The 20,233-nt window shown below is 65.2% G+C and carries 17 protein-coding genes; 6 read left to right on the top strand and 11 right to left on the bottom strand.

Annotated features, from left to right (window positions below):
* Positions 1–15: 15 nt before the first annotated feature.
* The 7 genes from J4H85_RS05935 to J4H85_RS05905 all read right to left on the bottom strand — a co-directional run bounded on the left by J4H85_RS05935 (position 16) and on the right by J4H85_RS05905 (position 9,262).
* Positions 16–2,055 carry a BCCT family transporter gene (locus J4H85_RS05935; protein WP_208237837.1) on the bottom strand — a complete coding sequence of 680 codons (2,040 nt, stop codon included), beginning with the start codon at positions 2,053–2,055 and terminating at the stop codon, positions 16–18.
* Positions 2,056–2,248: 193 nt separating this feature from the next.
* Positions 2,249–3,259, bottom strand: coding sequence for an inositol 2-dehydrogenase (gene iolG, locus J4H85_RS05930; protein WP_208237835.1), 1,011 nt, complete (start codon positions 3,257–3,259; stop codon positions 2,249–2,251).
* 99 nt (positions 3,260–3,358) lie between these two features.
* On the bottom strand, positions 3,359–4,129 hold the full coding sequence (locus J4H85_RS05925; protein WP_208237834.1) for a GntR family transcriptional regulator: 771 nt from the start codon (positions 4,127–4,129) through the stop codon (positions 3,359–3,361).
* 99 nt (positions 4,130–4,228) lie between these two features.
* A complete protein-coding gene (locus J4H85_RS05920; RefSeq protein WP_208237832.1) occupies positions 4,229–5,419 on the bottom strand; it encodes an ABC transporter substrate-binding protein in 1,191 nt (396 codons plus the stop codon).
* 38 nt (positions 5,420–5,457) lie between these two features.
* The gene (locus J4H85_RS05915) at positions 5,458–6,300 is read right to left on the bottom strand and encodes an inositol monophosphatase family protein (protein WP_208237831.1); all 843 of its coding nucleotides are present in this window, start codon (positions 6,298–6,300) and stop codon (positions 5,458–5,460) included.
* A complete protein-coding gene (locus J4H85_RS05910) occupies positions 6,297–7,397 on the bottom strand; it encodes an ABC transporter ATP-binding protein (protein ID WP_208237830.1) in 1,101 nt (366 codons plus the stop codon). The genes J4H85_RS05915 and J4H85_RS05910 overlap by 4 nt, the downstream gene beginning before the upstream one ends.
* Before the next feature lie 2 nt (positions 7,398–7,399).
* Positions 7,400–9,262 carry an ABC transporter permease gene (locus J4H85_RS05905; protein ID WP_208237829.1) on the bottom strand — a complete coding sequence of 621 codons (1,863 nt, stop codon included), beginning with the start codon at positions 9,260–9,262 and terminating at the stop codon, positions 7,400–7,402.
* Positions 9,263–9,378: 116 nt separating this feature from the next.
* Between J4H85_RS05905 and J4H85_RS05900 the strand changes: the two genes are divergently transcribed.
* Positions 9,379–10,146 (top strand): TSUP family transporter, encoded by a 768-nt coding sequence (locus J4H85_RS05900; protein ID WP_307863448.1) that lies wholly within the window; start codon positions 9,379–9,381, stop codon positions 10,144–10,146.
* A gap of 146 nt (positions 10,147–10,292) precedes the next feature.
* Entirely contained in the window at positions 10,293–11,855 is a 1,563-nt protein-coding gene (locus J4H85_RS05895) for an SLC13 family permease (protein ID WP_208237827.1), read from the top strand.
* On the opposite strand, the gene J4H85_RS05890 is transcribed toward J4H85_RS05895, so the two are convergent.
* A complete protein-coding gene (locus J4H85_RS05890) occupies positions 11,849–12,838 on the bottom strand; it encodes a LacI family DNA-binding transcriptional regulator (RefSeq protein ID WP_208237826.1) in 990 nt (329 codons plus the stop codon). The genes J4H85_RS05895 and J4H85_RS05890 overlap by 7 nt on opposite strands.
* A 168-nt stretch (positions 12,839–13,006) precedes the next feature.
* On the opposite strand from J4H85_RS05890, the gene J4H85_RS05885 reads away from it, so the two are divergent.
* The 4 genes from J4H85_RS05885 (at position 13,007) to J4H85_RS05870 (ending at position 16,930) form a co-directional block, all read left to right on the top strand.
* Positions 13,007–14,203 carry a Gfo/Idh/MocA family protein gene (locus J4H85_RS05885; RefSeq protein ID WP_208237825.1) on the top strand — a complete coding sequence of 399 codons (1,197 nt, stop codon included), beginning with the start codon at positions 13,007–13,009 and terminating at the stop codon, positions 14,201–14,203.
* A gap of 5 nt (positions 14,204–14,208) precedes the next feature.
* Positions 14,209–15,207: a sugar phosphate isomerase/epimerase family protein gene (locus J4H85_RS05880; protein ID WP_208237824.1), complete on the top strand. Its 999-nt coding sequence runs from the start codon at positions 14,209–14,211 to the stop codon at positions 15,205–15,207.
* A gap of 192 nt (positions 15,208–15,399) precedes the next feature.
* A complete protein-coding gene (locus J4H85_RS05875; protein ID WP_208237822.1) occupies positions 15,400–16,440 on the top strand; it encodes a Gfo/Idh/MocA family protein in 1,041 nt (346 codons plus the stop codon).
* A 4-nt stretch (positions 16,441–16,444) separates the two neighbouring features.
* Positions 16,445–16,930: a glutathione peroxidase gene (locus J4H85_RS05870; protein WP_208237820.1), complete on the top strand. Its 486-nt coding sequence runs from the start codon at positions 16,445–16,447 to the stop codon at positions 16,928–16,930.
* 10 nt (positions 16,931–16,940) lie between these two features.
* On the opposite strand, the gene J4H85_RS05865 is transcribed toward J4H85_RS05870, so the two are convergent.
* From J4H85_RS05865 to J4H85_RS05855, 3 genes are all read right to left on the bottom strand, one after another.
* The gene (locus J4H85_RS05865; protein WP_208237818.1) at positions 16,941–18,374 is read right to left on the bottom strand and encodes a sugar porter family MFS transporter; all 1,434 of its coding nucleotides are present in this window, start codon (positions 18,372–18,374) and stop codon (positions 16,941–16,943) included.
* Positions 18,375–18,494: 120 nt separating this feature from the next.
* Positions 18,495–19,328, bottom strand: coding sequence for an aldo/keto reductase (locus J4H85_RS05860; RefSeq protein WP_208237816.1), 834 nt, complete (start codon positions 19,326–19,328; stop codon positions 18,495–18,497).
* 17 nt (positions 19,329–19,345) lie between these two features.
* Positions 19,346–20,221, bottom strand: coding sequence for a sugar phosphate isomerase/epimerase family protein (locus tag J4H85_RS05855; RefSeq protein ID WP_208237814.1), 876 nt, complete (start codon positions 20,219–20,221; stop codon positions 19,346–19,348).
* Between the last annotated feature and the right edge of the window lie 12 nt (positions 20,222–20,233).

Raw genomic sequence — 20,233 nt, 5'->3', positions numbered from 1 at the left:
GAACCGATCCCGGGCTCACGCCGATTCGTCACCAGACTTCCGTTCCTCGCCTGGCGTGCGTTCCTCTCCGGTCTTCCGGTCGTCCTCGTCGGGCTTCCGGCCGTCCTCGCCGGTGATCGCGGTGATCTCCCCCGTCTCGGGGTCGTAGCCGTCCTCCCAGGTGTTGGTCTCGAAGTCGTACCCCACCGGCTCGCCGTCCTCGTTGGTCCGCTGATACCAGGAGGTGTAGATCTCATCGTGCGAGTCGACGTCCGCTCCGGCCCCCTCGCCGGGCTTCGTTTCGACCACCTGCAGGGCGAAGTCGTCTCCGTAGCGGTCCACGCCCTCGACCACGGCGTTACGCATGGCGTTGTCTGCGTAGTGGTGGCGGAGCGTATAGGGGTCGGTCCTCAGGTCTTTGAACCAGGCGATGATGATGAGGATCATGATGATCGCGAACGGTACCGCCGTCACGATGACGAGCTGCTGCAGCCCTTCGAGCGCGGTCGCGTCGCCGAGCAGCAGCATGACAACGGCGATCCCCGACATCACGAGGCCCCAGAAGATCACGACCCAGCGGCTCGGCGATTGATCCCCCCGCGTCGTGAGCATGCCCATGACGACCGATGCGGAATCGGCCGAGGTGATGAAGAAAATGGCCAGCACGAGGATCACCACGAACGGCAGCCACTCCACGTACGGCAGGTTGTCGATCAGTGTGAAGAACACCTCTGGCGGCGCCATGTCGGCGGAGAAACCGGGCTTTCCCTCGCGGTACATCCAGATGGAGGTGCCACCCATGACGCCGTAGGCGACGAAGAGCAGCGACGACGGGATGAAGATCGTGCCGAGAATGAACTGGCGGATGCTCCGCCCGCGGGAGATGCGCGCGATGAACGTGCCGACGAAGGGCGACCACGAGATCCACCACGCCCAGTAGTAGACCGTCCAGATCGATTGGAACTCCTGCGTCTCCGCGCCCCACGAGAGGGAGCGGCCCATCATGTCGAACATCGACCCGAAGTACTCCATGAGGCCCGACGGGAGGAGGTTCATGAGGAACAGCGTGGGCCCGAGGAACAGGACCAGCGCGACGATGCCGACGGTGAGCACGATGTTGATGCTCGACAGGTAGCGGATGCCGCGCGAGACGCCGGAGACCGCTGAGACGATGAAGCCGACCGTGAGGATCGCGATGACGACGACGAGCATATTGTTCGTCAGCGGCCCGGCGTCGGTGACGATGCTCACGCCGGTGCCGATCTGCATCGCGGCGATGCCGAGCGCAGCCGCCGTGCCGAAGAGCGTCGCGACGATCGCGAACACGTCGACCAGCTTGCCGGCGAACCCGTCGGTGGCGCGCTCGCCGAAGAGCGTGCGGAAGACGGATGACATGAGGAGCGAGCGTCCGCGCCGGTACGCGGCATAGGCGATCGAGCCGCCGACGAGCGCGTACATCGCCCAGGCATGGAATCCCCAGTGGAAGTACGTCTGCGCCATCGCCCGGTGCAGCGCCTCGGTCGATTCCGCCTCGTGGGTGAGCGGAGGCGGCGAGGTGAAGTAGGTGAGCGGCTCGGAGGGGCCGAAGAACAGGACGCCGATGCCGATGCCGGCGGCGAACAGCATCGCCACCCACGCGAACGTGCTGAACTCGACCTTCTCGTCGTCCTTCCCAAGCTTGATCTTGCCGTAGGAGGAGAACGCCATGATGAGGAGCGCCACCAGCACGACGGTCGCGATCGCGTTGAACAACCAGCCGAGATTGCCGGTCGCCCAATCGAACGCCACCTGCGCGACGGATGCGACGCTCTCGGGACTGACGACACCCCAGATCACGAAGGCGACCGTCAGGATTCCGGCGACGGAGAAGACGAACTTGCCGATGCGGTAATCGCGTCGCTGCTCGTCGATCGCGATCCCCGGCACGAGCGCCGGGTGGATGTTGTGCGGGTACTCGGAGTCCTGCAGGTCCGGCCGCTGGTAGTCGAGTCCGGCGAACGGAATCCCGGGTCGCTGCGGTCGATCTGCTCTCGGATGGGATTCTCGATCGGGCGTGGACGGACGATCTTCGGGCATGACGGGGTCGGCCTCTCGACATCGAATGGAGGGTGGATGGAGTCTGCGCAGCGGGTCGCTACGGCTCTCTCCCCCACCAGCCGATGGCCGCCGGTGTCCAGGAATCATTGGCGTACCCAGCGGTGCCGCGGATCGCGGCGATGCCCTGGGTTTCCGTCATGCCAGATGATGGTAGCAGGTGCGCTTCCCTCACCTACGCGAGGGCGACACTCACCGCGACGCCCTCCTCGGCCGAGCGCTGCGCCGCGTCGGCGAGCACGAGCGCCGCGCGGCCGTCCTCGAACGTGGGGCTCGTCGAGGGCTCCCCGCGGACGAGCCGCAGAAACTCTGCGAGTTCGAGCGCGTACGCCTCGGTGTACCGCTCGAGGAAGAAGGCCGGGTGCGGGGACTGCGCCCCGACGCGCACGGTATCGGAGTGCTGCACGAGGCTCGACGGCGCATTCCCGACGTTCAACGACCCGAGCGCACCGAACGCCTCGATGCGCTGGTCGTAGCCGATCGCGCTGTGTCGGGAGTTGGTGATCGTCACAACAGCGCCGTCCGCAGATCGCAGCGTCGTCACAGCGGTGTCGAAGTCTCCGTAGGCCTTGGCACCCGCATCGAAGAGCCTGGCTCCGACTGCGGTGACCTCGACGACGTCTCCGACGAAGAACCGTGCCATATCGAAATCGTGGATCGTCATATCGCGGAAGATCCCGCCGGAGACGGCGATGTAGTCCGCGGGCGGTGCCGCCGGATCCCGACTGATGATGGAGAGCTGTTCGAGCGCGCCGATCTCCCCCGCCTGCACGCGACCGCGGGCCTCGGCGAAGGCCGGATCGAAACGTCGGTTGAAGCCGAGCGCCACGGGCACGCCGCTCGCTCGCACTTTCGGGCGCAGGTCATCGACCCTCGCGAGATCGAGGTCGATCGGCTTCTCGCAGAGGACGGGAAGGCCGCGATCCACCGCAGCCTCGATGAGTTCGACGTGGGTCGGGGTCGGGGACGCGATCAGGATCGCGTCGACCTCGCCCGAAGCGAGCACCTCGTGAGCATTCTCGGTTGCCCGCCCGCCGAACCGGGACGCCAGATCACGAGCGCCGTTGATGAACGGGTCCGCCACCCACGCGAGCTCCGCGGAGGGGTTCGCGGCCATGCTCGCCGCGTGGACCTGACCGATGCGGCCGGATCCGAGGAGACCGAAACGAACGGGGTGCTGCGTCATTGCACATGTCCTTCACGTCCAGAGGATGGGTTGCCCGTCAGAATGATAGGACAAACACTGCGAGCGTACCGCACCGGTGTGTCATCTGCCAGACCGTGTTCACTCGCTCCCCCGCGGCGGCGGAGTCGACCGCCCTCCGACGCGTTCGTTCTCCGGGTGACTGTAGTGGAACGAGTACTCGTACTGCCCGCCGGCATCGAACGAACGGCGAACCTCGTTGATCACCGGTACGGTCGCGTCGACCCCGAAGAACGCGGCGTGCGCGCCCGCGAGCGCCGGTCGGAACTCGAACTCGGCGTATCGAATTCTCACGCCGCTCTCTCGCAGCAGTACTTCCATGCTCTCCCGCTCGAGTCGTTGGGATGCGAACGGAACGTGGGTTGCGAGGATCCAATTCTCAAGAGCGGCGATCGGAACATCATTCGCGCTCCGATGCCGAAGGATGTGCACGATGTGCGCGCCCACCGGGAATCCGGCCGTAACCGAGAACTCCTCGTCGACGACGAGGGGCTCGAACGCCAACAGTCTCGTGATCGGCTTCCGTGCAGACGCCGCGATCATCTCGTAGACGGTGTCGAAAGTGCCCGGTGTTCGCGGGATCGGCGCCACGGTCTCGATGCGTGTTCCCTTCCCGCGTCCCCGCTCGCGCGTGACGACTCCGGTCGACTCCATCTGGGCGAGGGCTCGGCGCAATGTCGACCGCGCAACCTCGAATCCCGCGCACAGTTCCTCTTCAGACGGAAGGAGGTCGCCGCGTTGCACTCGTCCCAATCTCACCGCCTCGTCGATCTGGAACACGATCTGCGTATTCAGCGGGATCGACGACGACCGGTCCACCGGCGAGAAGGCCTGAGCGAAAGGTACGCGCACTGCGACTCCTCCCCCGGGCTCGGTCGATCGCCGAGTGTGCACCCATGCTAGTGGGGTCGAGGGAGTGAGGCCCGACCCCACGAGCATGGGAACTCTGTGTCAGCGACTCGAGCGCCAAAAATCCTGCCAGGACACGGTCTTCATGAAGTCATCCTCCATGTATGACGTACTGAACGGTTGGACCTCGGCAGAGATGAGGGGATCGAGCTCGTGCGCGTCCTCAGGAGCGACGACTCGAGGGTCGTAGGAGCGCTTGCCGTCGGGCATGATGAACTCCATCCCCTCCTGTGAAGTCGCGAAGTGGATGTACAGCTTCGCGGCATTCGGGCTCTCCGTCTGGGTGACGTACCCCATGGTCTGCGGCATCGGTCCCGCAACGTACGGATCGAGACCGGTGCAGGGGGCGAGTTGGTACCCCTTCTCATCGTTGTTGCGGTACTTCGCCGCCGCCATCTGTCCGATCGGCGCATCCTCTTGACCAGGCGCACCCACCGCTTCGGAGACCTCTTCATCGCTCTTGAACACTGCAGGTGAGTTCTGCGCAAGTCGCTTGAGCCACTCGTGGAACGCCGTCTCTTCGTCAGTTTCCAAAGGTTCCCCGTACAGCTTCTCGTATGCGTCCTCCCATGCGTCTGCGTGATCGCGCGCCGACTGGTTCCAGATGTTCGTGTACATGGCGCGCGCCTCGGGATCGGGGATCGCGACCTTCCCCGTCCACTCCTCATCGGTGAGCTCCCAGATATTGCTCACCGGGCACGTGTCGCCGTATGCCTCGGTGTTGTAGCTCCACCAGAGCCAGTTTCCGCTGGTCAGGTAGGGATACCGTGCTTCTTCGGGCAACTGGTCGTACACGTCTCCCGGCACCCAGTTAGTGAGCACCTCGTCACGGAGCAGCTCCGTATACACCGCGGGCGGTTCGGAGATCGCCAGAATGTCGGCGATGATGTTGCCCGACGCGCTCTCGCGCTTCACCTTGTCGATGGCGTTCGTCTCGATTTTGACGCCTTCCGCATCGATACCGTACTTCTCAGTGAAGGCTTCAGCGATCTGCGTGACTTTTCCGGTCTCGTCGTAGATCGTGATCGGCCCTTCCTGCTGTGCGGCCTCAACCAAGGCTTCGAGGTCGAACCCCTCGGCCGTTTCGTCCGCCTGGAGTTCGACCTCGCCGCGAACATCTTCCTGCGCCTCACCTTCCGCCACTCCTGGAGGGGCGCACGCGCTGATGCCGAGTCCGAATGCGATTGTCAGCGCCGCCACTCCGACGGCTCGGTGCGTGATCTGCTGTCTCATCGTTGAGCTCCTGTCTCTGTGCTTCTGGTTCGCTGCGGTCACGCTGCGGCGGTCGCCGGCATCGGACGCTGGCTCTGGGTGCGCATGATTTCGTGCAGCACTTCGAAGTTCCCGCCGGGCGTCGCCGCATAGTAATGGGGGTTCTCGTAGTCGCGGTGGTGCGGCTGAGGCTCGCCATCGGCGTACGTGAGGTACGTTCCGCCCGCCTGACGAATGATGTACGCCGAGGCGGCGACGTCCCACGAGTTCGCCTCGAATGAGATGGTTGCGTCGACCCACCCGGCGGCTACCCAGCACAACGAGATGCAGCTGCTTCCGAGCGCGCGCACCTGGGCGAACTGTTCGGTCGCCTCGGCGAACTGTCTGAGCGCCAAGTCCGGAAAATGGACGAGATCTCGGGGCAGGGGAAAATTCAAGACGACGGTCGCTTGAGCGGGTTCGGTAAAGCCCCAACTGCGCATGGGTTCGTCACCGAGGAAGGCGCCCCGATCGTCAGCCCAGAAGAGGTGGTCGTTCGGCGGGTCGTAGACCACCCCGACCACCGGCTCTCCGTCGAGCATCACGCCGATACTGACTGCCCACATCGCGACGCCGCGCGCGAAATTCGCGGTCCCGTCGATGGGATCGATATGCCAGGCCAGACTCCCGGTACCCGTCGTCGACCCCTCCTCCTCTCCCACGATGGTCGAGTCGGGGTAGTACTTCAGGATCTCGCTCCGGATGTGCGTTTCACAGGCACGGTCGTACTGGGTGACCATGTCGTGGAAGTCCTTCTTCAGGTCGATCCCGAGGTCGCGATAGCGGAAGCCCTCCATGGCAATGCCTCCCGCCTCGAGCGCGATCCGCTTCGTGAAGTCGGAGAGAGTACGGATATCGGTCATGACTGGTCCACCTTTACTCGTTGTTCGTTGCGATCGAAGACGTGCACGCTCGCTGCCTGGGCGACGAGATCGACGTCGTCCCCGGTGTGGAGCGCACCGCGCTGCAGCGTCGTCGCGTAGACGCGTTGCGTTCCCACGGCCGTCTCCACGGTCCAGCTGCCACCGGTGGGCATCACCGATTCGATCCGACCGGGAAGCACCAGATGCTCGGACGCAGATGTCGTCCCGGACGGCTCGATGATCAGCGACTCCGGCCTGACACCGATCGACCCGATCTCATCAAGAGCCGGCACGCGGCGACCGAGGAATGCGACAACCGATTCCCGCTGCGGGCTTGCCTCCGTCATCTCGACGAAGTTCATCGGGGGGACCCCCAGAAAGTTCGCGACGAAGCGGTTCACGGGCCGGTCATAGATATCCATGGGCGAGCCGACCTGTTGCAGCACCCCCTGATTCATGACGGCCACTCGCGTGGCCAGCGTCATCGCCTCCCACTGATCGTGAGTCACGAACACGACCGTGGCGTTGAACTCGGCGTGAATGCGCTTCAGCTCCGCTCGCATCTCGAGACGCAACCGGGAATCGAGGTTCGACAGCGGCTCGTCCAACAGCATCAGTTGCGGATTCACCGCCAGCATGCGTGCGAGCGCCACGCGCTGCTGCTGCCCACCGGAGAGCTGTGAGGGGTAGCGGTCCCGGTACGGCGCGATGCCCAGCTTCTCCGTCATCCGGGCCACTCGTTCCGTGCGCTCCGTCTTCGGCAGCTTGCGCAGCTTCAAACCGTAATCGACGTTGTCAGCGACGCTCAGGTGCGGCCAGAGCGCGTAGTTCTGGAACACCAAGCCGATGTCGCGTTTTTCGGGAGCCACGAAGGTCTGAGCGCTCGGCTCATCGACCACGCGGTCGCCGATCCGAATGCTGCCGTCAGTGATGTTCTCGAGGCCGGCGATCATGCGGACGGTCGTGGTCTTCCCGCACCCGGAAGGGCCCAAGAGACACATGAAGTCTCCGTCGTTGATGGTCAAGTCGAGCCCTTCCACCGCGTTCGTCTCTCCCCCGTAGTTCTTCTCGACGTTGTCGAGCGTGATGGTGGGCATGGTCAGCCTCCGATTCCCTGAGCCAGGTCAGTCTTCATGATCTTTTGCACGCTGTAGGTGCCGATGAACGCGATCGCCGCGACAAGCAGCACGACTGCGTTCCCCGCCTGCGAATAGCCGATGTCGAGGAGACGGATTGATAGCGTGGTCAGCACGTCCATCCCCGGCACGGCGAGAATCACCACGAGCGACAAGCTCTTGATGCCCGAGATGAACGCCATCACCATTCCCGTCGCGAGCGCGCCCTTCTGGATCGGCAGCACGACAGTGAAGAACCGACGCCACCAACCGGCGCCGGACATCTGCGCCGCTTCTTCCGGGTCGGATCCGAGCTGCATCATCGACGAGATCCCCGCCCGAGACGCGAACGGCATCTGCTCGGTGAAATAGATGAGCACCAGGATCGCCGCCGTTCCGTACAGCGCGGGGACGGGCCCCCGCTGCACCGAGAAGAGCGACAAGTACGCCACCGCGAACGCGATACCGGGGACGAGATACGGGAAGAACACCATCTGCCTGAGTGCCCCGGAGACAAACCTCGACGGCGAGCGCACCACCACGTATCCGACGATGAGACCCATGATGCCGGCCATCGTCGCCGCGAGCCCGACGATCCACACGCTGTTCCAGGCGGCACCCCAGACTTCTTCGTTGAACAGGACGCCATCGGGGAACCCGATCGTCGGCAGATCCCGGCCCGTCCAGAACGCGAGCGTGAAGTTCTCGGAACGGAAGATGCCCGGCTGACGCATCACCGTCGAGAGCGCGAGCACCAGGATCGGAATGGCGACGCTCACCAGGAACAGGACGGTGCATGACAGTGTGGCCAAGATCCGAGATGAACGCAGTTCGGTGACCGCATTGCTGGCTCCGCTCTTCCCCGAGATGGTCACGAACCGCTTCGCCTCGCGCAAGAAGTGCATGTCGACCCACAGCGAGATCGCGCCGATGAGCACGATGACCGCCACCAAGACCGCCGCTGATCCGCTCTGGTCGCTGTAGATGTTGCGGTACAGACTCGTGGCGAGCACATTCATGTTCACCGGCAGTCCGAGCACATAGGCCACCCCGAACTCCCCGAGCACTTTGGCGAGGATCAGTGTCACGGCCGAAATCAGGGCGGGCCTCAGGATCGGGAGAACGATGGTGAACGTGGTGCGCACCCGCGACGCTCCGAGCAGGCGCGACGACTCCTCGAGTGTGGCGTCGAAACGCTTGAGTGCGTTCCCGACGAGGAGGATCACGAACGGCGAGAAGTGGATCGCGAAGATCAGGATGATCGGGAACTGCCCGTACGACATCCAGTTCGGCACCGTGAACCCCAGGTTCTCGAGCCAGCCGGGCTGACCGCCCGTGGTGCGGTTCTTGAACATCGTGACCCACGCCAGGGCGAACGTCCACGCCGGGAGCATGTAGGGCACGATGAGCGCGGTGGCGAACCACTTGCGCCCCCACATGTTCGTCCGAACCATCAGCCACGCGACCGAGATACCGATGACGAGCGCGAGAACGATGCTGCACACGGCGATCAGCAACGTGTTGCCCAGCGGGTCCCAGAAGATACTCACCGCTTGTGGTGAGGCGAATACGCGCCAGAGATAGTAGGAGGTCAGCGTCCCCTCGTCCTGCTGCGTGATCCCCGTGTCCTGACGATGCACCACCGCACTATCGATGAGCAGAGAGACGATCGGCGCGACGATCAAGTAGGCGAAGAGCATCAGCGCCAGGACACCGATGGTGACCACTGGGTTCTGCGCGTAGAGACGCAAGCGGTAGCGGAACGGCGTCCGCCCGCCCCGGGACTTTCGACGTCGGCCTGCCCGAGCGCGCTCATTCGGGTCGGGGATGAGGATTGTCGTCGTCACTAGACACCTTTGTCTCGATTAAAACGTATTCAATGAGGTACGTTTCAAGAGTATGGAGGCCGGTACAATATTTGTCAAGACATTCGCGCATCTCCCGCGTGAGTAGACTGCCGAACGTGGGTCTTCTCGGAACAGCGCTGATCATCGCCGCGGCGGTACTCATCGGAACGGTATTGCAGCGCCTGTCCGGCACCGGTGTCGGCCTCGTCGTCGCCCCGGTCCTCTCGCTCCTCCTGGGCCCCGCTTTCGGAGTTCTGGTGACCAACATGACGACCATCGTGTCCGGGTTGCTCATCATGTTCGCCGTGTGGACCCGCATCGACTGGCGGGCGTACCTCTTCATCGCTCCGGCGGCCGTCATCGGTGCGTGGCCGGGCGCCTGGCTGGTGAGTGCCCTTCCGTCCGGATGGCTCTCGATCATGCTCGGGTCGCTCGTAGTCCTCGCCCTCCTGGTCACCGTCACGATGCGTCGCCTCCCCGAGTGGAAGCACCGGTCGGCCGCGGTGATCGCCGGTTTCTTCGGCGGTTTCTTCAACACGACATCCGGTGTCGCGGCGCCGGTGATGGTGATCTACTCACGTGTTTCACGGTGGGATCAGCTGAAATTCTCGGCAACGCTGCAACCGATCTTCATGACGATGGGAGCCGCATCGGTGACCTCGAAACTCGTCGTCGGCTCAGTGGGCGAGCATGCCGCGCTCGAACTGCCGCTGATCGGGCTCATCATCGGCATTCCCACGACGGTCGTGATCGGCATCATGATCGGCACGGCACTGGTCCGACACGTCTCAGTGCACGCTGCACGTCGACTCGCGCTGACCCTTGCCGCGCTGGGCGGCGCCGCCGCCATCGTTCGAGGTGCGATCGAGGTCGTGGCCGGGTAAGCACGTCCCCGGGATGCGCGCGAAGGTTGCGGTGCGGTCCGAACCTGTGATGACAATGAACGTGCCCGTGGCAGGTCCCGCGGCACCCGATTCAAAGGAGCATCGAGATGTCTGGCTCACGCCCAGCCGGCGAACGCGCGTCGCATATGTCCCCGTTACCCACCACGAACACGGAGATTCAGCTCCAGTCCCCCGGTGAGCGGGCAGAGGGCCTCTCGCCCAGGACCGCGAGCACACGATGGCTCGGCTTCGCCGGTGGATTGATTCTCGCCGCCCTCCTCTACACGATCATGCCGGACGATGTTCCGCATGATGCCAGGCTGACCGCCGCGATCGCCGGTTTGATGGCGGTGTGGTGGATGACGGAGGCGCTCCCGATCCCCGCGACCGCCCTCGTGCCGCTCGTGGCTTTCCCGCTTCTGGCAACCGGAACCGAAGAGAGCCCGGTCACGGTCGACTCCGTCGGAGCGAGCTACGGCAACAACATCATCTTCCTCTTCATGGGCGGATTCATGATCGCCCTGGCGATGCAGCGGTGGAATCTGCACCGCAGAATCGCACTGCTGGTGCTGAATGCGATGGGTGAGCGCACCGCAGCACTCATCGCGGGCTTCATGGTCGCCACCGGATTCCTCTCGATGTGGGTGTCGAACACCGCGACGGCAGTGATGATGCTGCCGATCGGCCTCTCAGTGCTCGAGCTGGTGAGTGAGGCGATGGAGCGCAAGGGTGTCATCGAAAAGGGCTCAGGCGCAGCCGGCGCACTGAAGACGAAGTTCGGAACCGCGCTGATGCTCAGCATCGCCTATGCTGCCTCACTGGGATCGCTCGGCACGCTGATCGGCACGCCGCCGAACGCACTGCTCGCCGCATACCTCAGCCAGGAGCACGACATCAACATCGGCTTCGGCCAGTGGATGCTCGTGGGCATGCCCCTCTCGATCATCATGCTCGCGTTCACCTGGTGGCTGCTGGTCAAGGTGCTCTACAAGCCCGAGGTGACCACGATCCCCGGCGGCCGCGAGGTCATCCGCGGCGAGATCGCGAAGCTCGGACCCGTCTCCACCGGTGAAAAGCTCGTTCTCGCGATCTTCACCCTCGCGGCGGTGAGCTGGATCGCGATCCCACTGCTCTTCGAGGAGCCGCCGATCTCAGACGCCGGCATCGCGATGACCGCCGGCCTCCTGCTCTTCCTCATTCCCGCAGGGGCCGCCAGAGGCGTTCGACTGCTCGACTGGGAGTCGGCGGTCAAGCTCCCCTGGGGCGTGCTGCTGCTGTTCGGCGGCGGGCTCGCGCTGTCGGGCCAGTTCTCGAGCTCGGGTCTCACCGATTGGATCGGCGAGGTTTCGGCGGGGATCGGTGGTCTTCCCGTCGTCCTGATGGTGGTGATTCTCGCGGCCGCGATCCTCTTCCTCACCGAAATCACCTCGAACACTGCCACCGCCGCGACCTTCTTGCCGCTCGTCGGAGGCATCGCGATCGGCATCGGGGTGGATCCGATGCTGCTCACGATCCCGGTTGCTCTTGCGGCCACATGCGCCTTCATGCTCCCGGTCGCGACTCCCCCGAATGCCGTCGTGTACGGCACCGGCTACGTCAGCATCGGCCAGATGGCGAAGGCCGGCGTCTTCCTGAATCTTGCCGGCATCGTGCTGATCAGCCTGACCACGATGACCCTCGCGGTGTGGGTGTTCGGGATCGTCTACTGAACCGGACCGCTGGAGTCCCGCACGACGACGCGGGGCTCCAGCAGCACCATCGCGGCGTCGGATGACGCTCCCTCGATGAGGTCAATGAGCGCGTCCCCGGCCGACCGGCCGACCGTGGCCGAGTCGGGATCGACCGTGGTCAGGGACACCCAGTCGTAGGCGGCCAGCGGCGAGTTGTCGTACCCCACGAGTGACACATCGGCGGGCACGCTGAGCCCGGCGCGATGCAGAGCACCGAGTGCCCCGACCGCCATGCGGTCGTTGGCGGTGACCAGCCCCGTGGGGCGACCGCCTCGCTCGAGCAGAACGGCAGTCGCTTCACGACCGGCGATCTCGGTCGTGCCCGCACCCGGTGCGACGACCGCCGGGTGTCCCGCTGCGCCCATCGCCTCGCGGTACCCGCGCTCCCGTGCCGCGGCCGTGGCACCCGGGGCGGAAATGAACGTCACTTCACGATGCCCGAGTCCGATCAGGTGCTCGGCGGCGAGACGGCCGCCCGCGACTTCGTCGCTCGAGATCACTGGCACGTTGTCGGGCTGAACGGCGCGCGTGCCCAGCACGACCGCTGGAATGCCGAGTCGACGCGCCGCTTCGTCGGAGACTTCGCCGGCGAGGATCACCCCATCGACCCGCAGCGAGCGGAACACCTCGAGCGGGTCGAGGTCGAGGTGCGCATTGAGCGCCGTATCGGAGATGCTGATCGAGTAGCCGCCCGCCTGCAGCGCCTCCCGGATACCGGCGAGCGCCGGGGCGAACCAGAGGTTCGTGAAATCATCGACGACGACACCGATGTTGCGCGTGCGCGTTCCGGCCAGACCAGCGGCGAGGCGACTCGGGGTGTAGTTGAGCTCGCTGACCGCCGTGAGCACGGCTTCTCGCCGCTCCTCGCTCACCTGCGCGGAGCCGCGAAGCACCAGGGACACGAGCGACTTCGACACGCCCGCACGCTCGGCGACGTCGTAAATCGTCGGTGCGGTTCCCATGCGTGCTCCTTCGCCATGTCTGTCGATGATGCTCAATCCTGGCACAGCCGCACTCCAACGGACGCGTTCCGTCCCCGTATTGACGTGCCGCGAGATGCGCCGTACGCTGCATTATGGAGCGCTCCAATACCGGAGCGTCCGCGGTGCAGAGGAGCACGGAGGAACACTATGACCGATTCATTGGGCGTCGCCGTCATCGGGGCGGGCATGGCAGGAAAGGCGCACGCGGCCGCGTACCGAGCGGCATCCACGGTGTATCGCCCGACGCTGCCGTCGATCCGCTTGGTCTCCATCGCCGACATCAACACCGAGCTCGGTGCCGAGACGGCGGCGCGGTACGGGTTCGAACGCCACGACGCGGACTGGCGCGCGATCCTCGACGACGACCGCATCAACGTCGTGAGCGTCGTCGTCGCGAACTTCTTGCACCGCGAGATCGTCGAGGCGCTCCTCGCCGCCGGCAAGCACGTGCTGTGCGAGAAGCCGCTGAGCGACTCCATCGCAGACGCGCGCGCCATGGCGCAGTCCGCGCGAGCCGCGTCCGACCGCGGCGTGCTCGCGCGCATCGGCTACAGCTTCCGACGCGCTCCCGGTATCGCGTTCATCCGCGAACTCGTGCAATCCGGACGACTCGGCGAGATCCTCCACTTCTCCGGACGCTACTGGACCGACTACGCCTGCCGACCGGATGCGCCCATGAGCTGGCGCTACCAGGGTGGTCCGGGATCCGGCGCGCTCGGCGACGTCGGCAGCCACCTGTCGTACGTGGCCGAATTCATCAGCGGCGACGTCATCGAGGTTTCGGGCGGACGTTTCCACACCTCGATCACCGAACGACCGAAACCGCTCGGCGCCGTCGTCGGACATACTCGCGGCAACGTGAGCGATGAGACCGCGCCGGTCGAGAACGAGGACTACGCCGCGTTCTCGGCCCGATTCGCGCACGGGGTCGGCACGCTCGAGGTGTCTCGCGTCGCCGCCGGACACCCCACGTCGCTCATGTTCGAGGTGTTCGGGTCGAACGGTGCTGCGCGCTGGGACCAGCGACACCCGGGTGAGGTGCAGGTGATCGTGCACGATGACGACGATGCCCTCACCGGATACCGGACGGTGCAGCTCGGACCCGCGCACCCCGGCTTCGCCGGCGGCTGGGCGATGGACGCCCCGGGAGTCGGGGTCGGGCAGAACGACCTCTTCGTCCACCAGGCACGCGCGTTCCTCGAAGAAGTGGCGGGTATCCCGGAGAGCGAGTCGCTCCCCCGCTGCGCGACATTCGATGACGGTGTCCACAACATGGAGTTCCTCGCCGCCGTGGCGGAGTCCGCCGCACAGGGCGGCGCCACCGTCACAGTGAAGGAGCACTGAACATCGTGAAACTCGGCGTCTACAACGCGATCCTGCACGACCGCTCGCTGTCTGAAGCGCTCGAGGTCGTATCGAACCTCGGCCTCACCGGAATCGAACTCAACTCGGGTGGCTTCCTCCCTCCGGCACACCTGCCGAACCGCGACCAGATCCTTGCTTCGGACGCGGCGAGAGACGAATTCCTGGGCCAGTTCGCCGGTACCGGTGTCTCGATCGCCGGCCTCAACTGCAACGGAAACCCGCTGCACCCGAAGACAGCGATCGGCGACGCGCACGCGGCCGACGTGCGACGTTCCATCGAGCTCGCCGCACGACTCGGTCAGGACCGCGTCGTCACCATGTCCGGTCTTCCCGGGGGCGAGCCCGGCGCGACCGTCGCCAACTGGATCGTCAACGCCTGGAACTCGGCCGCACTCGATGTCCTCGACTACCAATGGGACATCGCCGCGCGGTTCTGGCGCGAGATCGATCGGTTCGCCGCGGACCACGGCGTCAAGGTCGCGCTCGAGCTGCACCCGCAGAACCTCGTCTTCAACTCGGCCGACGTGCACCGGCTCATCGAGCTCACGGGCGCCACGCACGTCGGGGTCGAACTCGATGCGTCCCACCTGTTCTGGCAGCAGATGGACCCCGTCGCGGTCGTGCGGCATCTCGGGGAACTCGTCTTCCACGCCGCAGCGAAGGACGTGCGGGTGAATCCCGAGGTCGCGGCGATCAACGGGGTGCTCGACAACTCGTTCCGCCGGCTCTCGCCCGACGAACCGCGCACGAACCTCGGTGGTGACGAGTGGGCGAACGAGTGGCCGAAGGAGTCGGCGTGGGACTTCGTGGCACTCGGTCGAGGTCACGACACGGCGTTCTGGACGGATTTCTTGCGCGCCCTCCGCGAGGTCGACCCCGACATGTGGGTGAACATCGAACATGAAGACGTGTCCCTCGGCCGGATCGAAGGTCTCGAGGTCGCTGCGCGGGTGCTGCGCGACGCCGACGCGGCACTCGACTAGCCAGCCTCCACCCCGGCGGCCAACCGCCTCCCCGCCTGCTGGTCACGAGGGGCGGACGACACCCCTCGCCTGACCGCCGAGTGCGGGATTCTGTGCGCTATCGGACGCTATTCTGCACAGAACCCCGCACTGAAGCGCGCTCCTGGCACGCCCCCTCCCCTGATCGCACGCACACCACCTGAAGGAGACCCCATGCGCCTCGGACTCGTCGGATTCGGCTCGGGCGGCCAGTTCTTCCACCTGCCCTACATCCAGGCGGCTCCCGAGTGGAAGCTCGTCGGCGTCGTGACGCGTTCCCCCGAACGCTGCTCCTCGCTCGCGGGCGAGGCACCGGGCGTTCCGGCGATGGATTCCCTCGATGCCGTCATCGACGCGGGAGCCGAAGTGGTCGTGATCACGACTCCCCCGTCGACGCGGTGCGAACTGGTGCTTCGCGCCCTCGAACGCGGCGTCCACGTCGTCGCCGATAAGCCGTTCGCGCCCGATCTGGAGACGGCGCAGGAGCTCGCCGACGCAGCCGACGCCGCAGGCAAGGTGCTCACCGTGTTCCACAACCGACGCTGGGACACCGACTTCGTCACGCTGCAGTCCGTACTCACGTCCGGTGAGCTGGGGACGCCTGCGCGCGCAACGTTCATTCTCGACCAGGACGAGCCTGGCAGCCTCGAGCCGGGTGTCGGTGATGGCCTGCTCCGCGATCTCGGCGCGCACGTCGTCGATCAGGCGATTCAAGCACTCGGACCGGTCGCGCGCGTCGACGCGCATCTCGACTGGGTCGATGCGGATCATGCCCGCGTCGACGTGGGGTTCGCCCTCGGCCTGCACCACGTTTCGGGCGCGTACAGTTCTGTCTCGTCGAGCAAACTCGGGTACCGCGCCGAACGGGGCATGATCGTCTACGGGTCGCGGGGGTCGTACGCCTCGCGCATGCGCGACGTGCAGGCCGACGATGCGCTCGCTGGGCTGCGCCCGGTGACTGTCCGCGCGGCGGGAGACACCTGGGGCGCCGAGGATCCGGACCGGTGGGGCGTGCTCTCCACCGCGGACGGTGAGCGCGTCATTCCCGCGATCCCGGGTGATCACACCGAGTTCTACCGCAGGCTGCACCGCGCTCTCGCCGAAGACGGACCGCTGCCCGTGCGTCTCGACGAGGCGCTGCACACCGTCGCAGTACTCGATGCCGCCCGCCGGAGCGATGCTGAGCGCAGATCGGTCGAGGTGGGCGTACGCTGACGTCATGAACCTCCGCGATATTCCGCTGACCACCATCGATGGCGCATCGACGTCCCTCGCCGACTATGCCGACCAGGTCGTGCTGGTCGTGAACGTGGCGTCGAAGTGCGGCTTCACTCCGCAGTACGAGCAGCTCGAAGAACTGCAGAAGCGCTACGGCCCGCGCGGGTTCAGCGTGCTGGGGTTCCCGTGCAATCAGTTCCTCGGGCAGGAGCCGGGCAGTGAGGGCGAGATTCAGGAGTTCTGCTCCGTCACCTACGGCACCACCTTCCCCCTCATGGAGAAGGTGAAGGTGAACGGTCGCCACCAGCACCCGCTCTTCGCCGAACTGCATGACGCCCGCGATGCGAACGGTAAGGATGGCCGGGTGAAGTGGAACTTCGAGAAGTTCTTGATCAGGAGGGATGGCACTGTCAGTCGATTCCGGTCGCGAACTCGCCCCGATGATCCTGAGATCATCGGGGCGATCGAGACCGCGCTTCCGGCGTAACCCCTCGCGGTCAGCGCAGGTAGATCGCGCCGGTCGTCACGTCTTCCTCGAGTGCTTCGAGCGTGCGACCGCGCGTCTCGGGCACGAACCGCCACACGAACGCGAGCGCCAGCGCTCCGACGATGGCGAAGAGGAAGAACGTCCCGTTGATGCCGACCGCGTCGACGAGCGACAGGAAGTACAGGGAGAGGAAGCCGTTCGTCACCCAGAGGACGAAGACTGCGACGCCCATTCCGAAGCCGCGCATGTGCAGCGGGAAGATCTCGGAGAGGTAGACCCACACCGCCACATTCAGGAACGTCTGCATCGACCCGACGAAGGCCACGACCAGGAACAGGATGACCCAGGGACGCATCGGGTTGCCGTCGGGAAGGAGCATGGACGCGAGCCCGATGAGTAGGTGGCAGGTCGTCGTCAACGTCAGGCCGATGATGAACGTCTTGCGCCGATCGACGCGGTCCATCATCGCGAGGGCGATGAACGCGCCGATCACCGCGATGACACCGGGAGCCACGTTGGCGATGAGGGCGGCGCTCCGGTCGAAGCCCGACTCGATGAGCACCGTCTGACCGAAGTACATGATCGAGTTGATGCCGGTGAGCTGCTGGGCCACGCCGATCCCGATACCGATGAGCAGAATCTTGACGAGGTTCTTGTTGCTGAACACGGCTCGCCACCCCAGCTGCTGCCGGGAGTCCTCGACAGCGACGACCTGCTCGAGGTCGCCGATCTCGGCTTCCGCTCGCTCTGCACTCCGCACGGTCTTGAGCACGGCGAGCGCTTCGCCGTGGCGGCCTTTATCGACGAGCCAGCGGGGCGATTCCGGCACGCGGAGCATGCCGATGAACAGCGCGATGGCGGGGATCGCGCAGATCGCGAACATGATGCGCCAGACCCCGTCGATGTGGCCGAACAGGTTGCCGATGATGGCGTTCACGACGAATGCGACGAGCTGCCCGGTCACGATCATGAGTTCGTTGCGTCCGGCGAGAGAACCTCGGATCTCGTAGGGGGCGAGTTCGGCGAGGAAGACCGGTACGACGGTCGAGGCGCCACCGACGGCGAGACCGAGCAGGATGCGTCCGGCTACGAGCACCCAGAGGCCGGGTGTGACCACGACGACGACCGTGCCCACGAAGAACAGCACGGCGAGCAGGATGATCGTCTTTCGCCGCCCCCACCCATCGGAGAGACGCCCCCCGAGCATGGCGCCGACGGCCGCCGCGAAGATGAGGGAGCTCGTCGCGATGCCCTCGGTGAAGGAACTCAGGCCCAGCTCTTCCGACATCGGGATCAACGCTCCGTTGATCACGCCCGTGTCGTAGCCGAAGAGCAATCCGCCGAAGGTCGCGATCAGCGCGACGAATCCGAGCCGCTTGCGGTGCGGCCCCGCGGTCAACGGCGGCAGTGTGCTCGCATGATCATGCGATGTTCCTGATGACATCTCGCCTCCTTCGGCAGTCGCCCCACCTCCGGTTGTGGAGCGCTCCAGGTCACCCTAACATTGTTAAGACATATAGTCAATTCACATCAAGTGAGGTGCAGCATACTGCTACCCGCCGCATCAGAACTCCTCATAGGCATCGGGATCCTGACCCGCGATGCGTCCGTCCGGTCGACCGAGTGCGGTCACACTCGCCACCTCCTGGTCGCTCAACGTGAAGCCGTGGATAGCGAGATTCTCAAGCTGCCGCTCGATACTGCGCGACTTCGGGATCGGCACCGTTCCGAGCTGCACGTGCCAGCGCAGCACCACCTGCGCCGGGGTCACCCCGTGCGCATCCGCAGCTCGGAGCACCACGGGTTCCGACAGGACGCCTCCCCCGCGCCCCAACGGGCTCCAGGACTCGGTGACGATACCGAGCTCGGCGTGGGCCCGCCGCTGATCGACCTGCGGGAAGTATGGGTGCATCTCGATCTGATTGACCGCGGGCACGACGCCGGTCTCGGTCACCAGACGATCCAGATGCTCCGAGGTGAAGTTCGAGACCCCGATCGACCCGAGGACCCCCTCATCGCGCAGTTCGATGAGCGTCTTCCAGGTGTCGACGTAGCGATCGAGTTTCGGCAGCGGCCAGTGGATCAGGTAGAGGTCGATGCGCTCGAGACCGAGGTGCTCGAGCGACTCCCGGACCGCGACTCTGGCTTCATCGCGACCGTGATGCCGCCCCGGGAGCTTCGACGTCACAACGATCTCATCGCGGGTCACTCCGGATGCTCGAATCCCCGCTCCGACGCTCCGCTCATTCTCGTAGCGGAGCGCCGTGTCGATCAACCGATAGCCGACCTCGATCGCGTGACGCGTCGGCTCGGCGGAGTCCTCCCCGTCATGCGGGAACGTGCCGAACCCGATGTGCGGAATCTGGGTGCCGTTATTGAGTCGAATCGTAGTGGTCATGTCCTCACGCTAGCGATTCAAGCCGCCGATTCGATGAGTTCGCGAATCTTCGCGAGCTGGAATCGCGACACCTCGTCGGCGTACTCGTCTTCGGCGAAGACGTTCGAGACGAACAGGGCGTTCGGGTCCTCGAGATATCCCGATGCACGCAGCGTACTGAACAGCTCCTGCCAGTTCACGTCGCCGTCGCCGACCCGGAGGTGCTGGTGCACCCGGACCGCGTTGCCCGGAGGGTTCGTGATGTAGCGGAGTCCGTTCGAGCGCGTGTGGTCGAACGTGTCCGACACGTAGACCGCGCGCAGGCGGTCGCCCAGCTCGGGGATCAACGTGCGCGCACGATCACCATAGTGGAACGTGTGGGCACCGACGTAGACGAAGCCGATGCGGTCCGAGTTCAGTCCACGGATGATGCGCCACGCCTCGAGGCCGTCCTCGACGAAGTCATCGGGGTGCGGATCGAAGTTCATGCTCACGCCCTCGCGCTCGAGCACGGGAATCAGCGCTTCCATGGAGCGGTAGAACGCGAACTCGGATTCCTCCTCCTGCTCGGGTCTCCCCGAGAACTCCGTGTTCACGATCGGTGCCTCGAGCTCGGCGGCGATCTGGATGTATCGGGTCGTGTTGGTGATCGCCGCTTGCACCTGGTGCTCTTCGGGTCCGCCGAAGCGCTGCACCGGCAGCACCGAGGTGATCGTGACCCCCGCATCGCGTGATCGCTTCTTCAACTTCGCGATGAGGTCGCTGTCGACCTTCGGGTGGTGGAAGTGTCTGCCGAAGTCGGGATTCGGGGTGAGCTGTAGGTACTCGTACCCGAGCCGAGCCACGAGGTCGGGGAAGTCGAGCAGGTGCACCGTCGCGTTGTACGGCGTCGGATCGAGTGCGATGCGTGCCATGAGGGCTCCTCG

This window comes from Leucobacter tardus, assembly GCF_017583045.1.
Taxonomy (GTDB): Bacteria; Actinomycetota; Actinomycetes; order Actinomycetales; family Microbacteriaceae; genus Leucobacter; species Leucobacter tardus.
This window is presented reverse-complemented; position numbering and strand designations above follow the sequence as displayed.